The 4,566-nt window shown below is 74.2% G+C and carries 5 protein-coding genes; all 5 read left to right on the top strand.

Annotated features, from left to right (window positions below):
• The coding region (locus VGT06_09560) for an aminotransferase class I/II-fold pyridoxal phosphate-dependent enzyme (GenBank protein HEV8663368.1) at positions 1-593 on the top strand (593 nt) is incomplete at its 5' end.
• Positions 594-666: 73 nt separating this feature from the next.
• On the top strand, positions 667-1,803 hold the full coding sequence (locus VGT06_09555; GenBank protein ID HEV8663367.1) for a substrate-binding domain-containing protein: 1,137 nt from the start codon (positions 667-669) through the stop codon (positions 1,801-1,803).
• Positions 1,804-2,655 carry a substrate-binding domain-containing protein gene (locus tag VGT06_09550; GenBank protein ID HEV8663366.1) on the top strand — a complete coding sequence of 284 codons (852 nt, stop codon included), beginning with the start codon at positions 1,804-1,806 and terminating at the stop codon, positions 2,653-2,655.
• 1 nt (position 2,656) lies between these two features.
• Positions 2,657-3,355 (top strand): ABC transporter permease, encoded by a 699-nt coding sequence (locus VGT06_09545; GenBank protein ID HEV8663365.1) that lies wholly within the window; start codon positions 2,657-2,659, stop codon positions 3,353-3,355.
• A complete protein-coding gene (locus VGT06_09540; protein ID HEV8663364.1) occupies positions 3,352-4,479 on the top strand; it encodes an ABC transporter ATP-binding protein in 1,128 nt (375 codons plus the stop codon). The genes VGT06_09545 and VGT06_09540 overlap by 4 nt, the downstream gene beginning before the upstream one ends.
• Positions 4,480-4,566 lie beyond the last annotated feature (87 nt).

Genomic DNA, 4,566 nt, shown 5'->3' with positions numbered 1-4,566 from the left:
TGGTGACGGACGAGATCTACGAGCACATCTACTACCCCACGGCCGCCCGCCCGCTCCGGCACCTGTGCCCCGCGACGCTGCCGGGGATGCGGGAGCGCACCATCGTCGTGAATGGCCTCTCCAAGACGTTCGCCGTGACCGGATGGCGGATCGGATACGTCCTGGCTCCGCCGGCCATCACCGACGCCATCCGGAAGATCCACGACTTCCTCACGGTGGGGGCCCCCGCCCCGCTGCAGGAGGCGGGGACAGCAGCCCTGCGCCTCCCCCCCGCCTACTACCAGCGCCTCCAGGCCGAGTACCAGGAGCGGCGGGACTTCCTGTGCGCCGCACTCCGGGAGGTCGGCTTCCGGTTCCGCGAGCCGGACGGCGCCTACTACGTGATGACCGACTTCACCCCGTTCGGCGCCGCCCACGACGTCCAGTTCGCCGAGCACCTCACCCGCACCGTGGGCGTGGCCGTCGTCCCCGGCAGCAGCTTCTTCCACGACCCGGCGATGGGCCGCCCCTACGTCCGCTTCTCCTTCTGCAAGCGCCTCGAGACGCTGGCCGAGGCGGCCCGTCGCCTCCGGCGCCTGCGCCCTTCCGGCTGAACACTCCCCCCTTGACAGGTGACCCGCCGGCGGGCTAGTTTGTACCAATGCTCTTGGTACAAATGTGACCCCCATGCCCCTCCACCTCCGCCTGAAGCCGGACCGGGCCCTCTACACCCAGGTCATGGACCAGGTCCGGGCCGCGGTTGCCGCGGGAGGCCTGAGGCCCGGGGAACGCCTCCCCCCGGTCCGCGCCCTGGCCAGGACCCTCGGCGTCACCCCCAACACGATCGGCCGCGCCTACGCCGCCCTGGGACGGGAGGGGCTCCTGGCGACCCGGCGGCGCGCCGGGACCACCGTGGCGATGCGACCGGAAGACCCGCGGCTGCGCGCGGGGCGCGCGCGGCATCTGCGGGTGCTCCTGGGCCGGGCGGCCCTGGAAGCGCTCAGCCTCAGGGCTGAGCCGGCGGAGATCGAGGCCGCGCTGGCCCTGCAGCTCAGCCGGTGGCGGACCGCCGGTCCCCCCGACCTCGTCTCCCGCGCGGCCCCGGCGCCCCGGGAGCCCGCCAGGCTCCATCTCGTCGGCAGCCACGACCTCACCCTCGACCTGCTGGCCGCCCTCCTGCGCCGGCGGCGCCGCCCCGTCTCCCTCGAGATCCGGGCCGTGGGGAGCCTCCCCGGGCTGCTCGCGCTCCGGCAAGGGGAGGCGGACGCGGCAGGCGCGCACCTGCTCGATCCGGCGACGGGCGACTACAACGCACCTCTCGTCGCACGCCTCTTCCCGGGCCAGCCGATGGCCCTCCTCACGGTAGCGCATCGGGAGCAGGGTCTGCTCGTCGCGCCGGGCAACCCGCGGGGCCTCCACCGCCTGGCCGACCTGGCGCGGCCGACCGTGCGGGTCATCGGGAGGACAGCCGGCTCCGGGACCGACCTGCTCCTCGAGTGGGGGCTCCGGCGCGAGAAGGTCCCGATGGACCGGCTGCGGCTCCTCCCCCGGGGGGCGGCCACGCACCTCGAGGTCGCCGCGGCGATCGCCCGGGGAGACGCGGACAGCGGCCTGGGCCTCCGGGCGGCCGCCGAGGCCTTCGGGCTCGGCTTCGTGCCCCTCTTCCGCGAGCGCTACGAGCTGATCTTCCGCATGGCCCACCGGCGCCGCCCGGGGCTGCCGGCCCTGCTGGCCGCCCTGCGGAGCCCGGCCTTCCGGGAGCAGGTCCGGCACCTGGGCGGGTACGACACCCGCGAGACCGGCCGGGTGCGGGAGGTGAACTAGATGCGCTGGCGAACGTCCGGCCTCCGAGCGCTCGCTGTCGGCCTCCCCTTCGCCCTCCTGCTCACCGGGCCGCCGCCCGCGGCGCAGAATCGGGTGGTGCTCCTGGCGACCACGACCAGCACCCAGGACTCCGGCCTCCTCGATCTCCTCGTCCCGCTCTTCGAGAATCAGACCGGGTACACGGTCAAGACGATCGCGGTCGGGACGGGGCAGTCCCTGGCGATGGGCGCCCGGGGGGAGGCCGACGTGGTCCTGGCCCACGCCCCGGCGCTCGAGCAACAGTACGTCGCGGAGGGAAGCCTGACGAGCCGCCGTCCCGTCATGCACAACGACTTCATCCTGGTTGGACCGGCCTCCGACCCCGCGGGGACCCGGCAGGCGCCGAAGGCGGTGGACGCGTTCCGGCGGATCGCCGCGGCCCCGGCCCGGTTCGTCTCCCGGGGGGACAACTCGGGCACCCACCACCGGGAGCGGGCCCTCTGGAAGGCAGCCGGGCTCACCCCGGGGGGGGCCTGGTACCTCGAGTCGGGGCAGGGGATGGGGGCCACCCTCATCATCGCCTCCGAGAAGGACGCGTACACGCTGACCGATCGGGGAACCTACCTGGCCTTCCTGAAGCGCCTCCGCCTCACGCTCCTTCTCGAGGGAGACGCCCCGCTGCGGAACTCTTACCACGTCCTCGAGGTGAACCCGGCCCGGCATCCGAAGGTCAACGGGGCGGGGGGAAAGGCATTCGCGGACTTCCTGGTGTCGGCCGAGGCCCAGGAGGTGATCCGGACCTTCGGCGTGGAGCGCTACGGCCAGCCGCTGTTCTTCCCCGACGCCAAGACGACGACGCGAGAAGGGGGATAGGATGGGCCTCATCTGGGACGGCCTCCAGGAAGCCCTCCAGCTCGTCCTGACGGGCGACCCGGAGGTCTGGGAGATCACGCTCCTCTCCCTGCGCGTCTCCGGGACGGCCCTGTTGATCGCCCTCCTGCTGGGCCTGCCGGCCGCCGCCCTCCTCGCCTTCGGGCGCTTCCCCGGCCGCGCCCTTTTCGTGAGCGCCGTGAATGCGGGAATGGGCCTCCCCCCGGTCGTCGTGGGGCTGCTGGTCACGATCCTCCTCTGGCGCAGCGGGCCGCTCGGCTTCCTGGAGATCCTCTACACCCCGAGCGCGATGATCCTCGCCCAGACGATCATCGCGCTGCCCATCGTGACCGGGCTCGCGATGGCGGCGCTCCAGGCCCTCAACCCGCGCCTCCGCCTCCAGCTCCTCGCCCTCGGCGCCTCGCCGGTGCAGGCGGCGGCCCTGCTCCTGTACGAGGCGCGCGGGGCGCTGCTCGCGGCGGTCATGGCGGCCGGGGGCCGCCTCCTCGCCGAGGTGGGCGCGGTCCTCATGGTCGGCGGCAACATCCGCCACCTGACCCGCGTCCTCACGACGGCGACGGTCCTCGAGACCAGCATGGGGAAGTTCGAGACCGCCATCGCCCTCGGGCTCATCCTGCTCACCCTGGCCTTCGCGCTGAACGCCGCCCTCACGGCCGTCCAGCAGCGGGGACGTCGCCCATGAGCGCGCCGTTCGCCAGCGTGCGGGACGTTCGGGTCCGCCACGGGGACCGGACGGTCCTGGCGGTGGACGCGCTCACGGTCGAGCGGGGGGAGATCCTCGTCCTCCTCGGCCCGAACGGCGCGGGGAAATCCACGCTCCTGCGGGTCCTGACGCTCCTCGAGCCACCGTCGGCAGGGGAAGTGCTGTTCGAGGGGAGCCCGGTCGGGCCCGCCGAGCGGGCCGCGTGGCGCCAGCGGCTCTGCTGTTGCTTCCAGGAGCCGCTCCTGCTCGACGCCACCGCCCTGGCGAACGCCGCGCTCCCGCTCCGCCTCCGCGGCGTGCCGCGGCGCGAGGCCGAGGTCCGGGCGCGCCGCTGGCTCGAGCGCCTCGGCGTGGCCGCCCGCGCGGGGCGGCGGGCCGCGACCCTCTCCGGCGGGGAGGCGCAGCGCGTCAGCCTCGCCCGGGCGCTCGCCCTCGAGCCGGAGCTCCTCGGGCTCGACGAGCCCTTCGCCGCCCTCGACCCGGAGAGCCGCGAACCGCTGCTCGAGGAGTTCCTGGCCCTGCAGCGGGAGCGAGGGATGGCGGCGGTCCTGGTCACCCACGACCGGGCCGAGGCGCTCCGGATGGGGGACCGGATCGCGGTCCTCCTGGAGGGCAGACTGGCGCAGGTGGGTCCGGCAGCGGAGGTCTTCACCCGACCGGTCAGTCCGGCCGTAGCGCGCCTCGTGGGGGCGGACACGATCCTGGAGGGAACCGTCCTGGGCGCGACGGAGGGGCTGCTCACCCTGGAGGTGGCGGGACACCGGGTCCAGGCCGTGGGGATGCTGCCTGCCGGGGAGCGGGCCCTCCTCTGCCTGCGCCCCGAGGATGTCACGCTGCTGCCGGCGGCGGAGATGGGGCGCAGGAGCAGCGCGCGCAACAACCTCCCCGGCCGGGTGACCAGGCTCGCGCCGGCCGGGCCGCTCCTCCGGGTCCACCTCGACTGCGGCACGCCCCTCACCGCCCTGGTGACCAGGCCTTCCGCCGCCGCGCTTGGCCTGGTGGAGGGGGCTCAGGTCATCGCCACCTTCAAGGCCTCCGCCGCCCACTGCCTGCCCCGGCTGGCCCCGCGTGCGGAGCCCCCCGGGGTCCCCTTTTTGCCTTGACTTGTCCCCGGCCCTGGATTAGGCTACAGCCGGTAGGTTATCCCCTACCGACGGTGGGTATGCGCCGGTTGCTCACATTAGGAGTCC

Origin of the sequence: Candidatus Methylomirabilis sp., assembly GCA_036000645.1 — a bacterium.
In the GTDB taxonomy this organism is placed as follows: domain Bacteria; phylum Methylomirabilota; class Methylomirabilia; order Methylomirabilales; family JACPAU01; genus JACPAU01.
Note: the sequence above shows the minus strand (reverse complement) of the source record. Positions and strands in the feature narration are given on the sequence as shown.

Excerpts from the sequence above, each read along its gene's own strand:
- VGT06_09550 (HEV8663366.1), top strand. The coding sequence starts at position 1,804 with ATGCGCTGGCGAACGTCCGGCCTCCGAGCGCTCGCTGTCGGCCTCCCC.
- VGT06_09540 (HEV8663364.1), top strand. The coding sequence starts at position 3,352 with ATGAGCGCGCCGTTCGCCAGCGTGCGGGACGTTCGGGTCCGCCACGGG.
- VGT06_09545 (HEV8663365.1), top strand. The coding sequence starts at position 2,657 with ATGGGCCTCATCTGGGACGGCCTCCAGGAAGCCCTCCAGCTCGTCCTG.
- VGT06_09555 (HEV8663367.1), top strand. The coding sequence starts at position 667 with ATGCCCCTCCACCTCCGCCTGAAGCCGGACCGGGCCCTCTACACCCAG.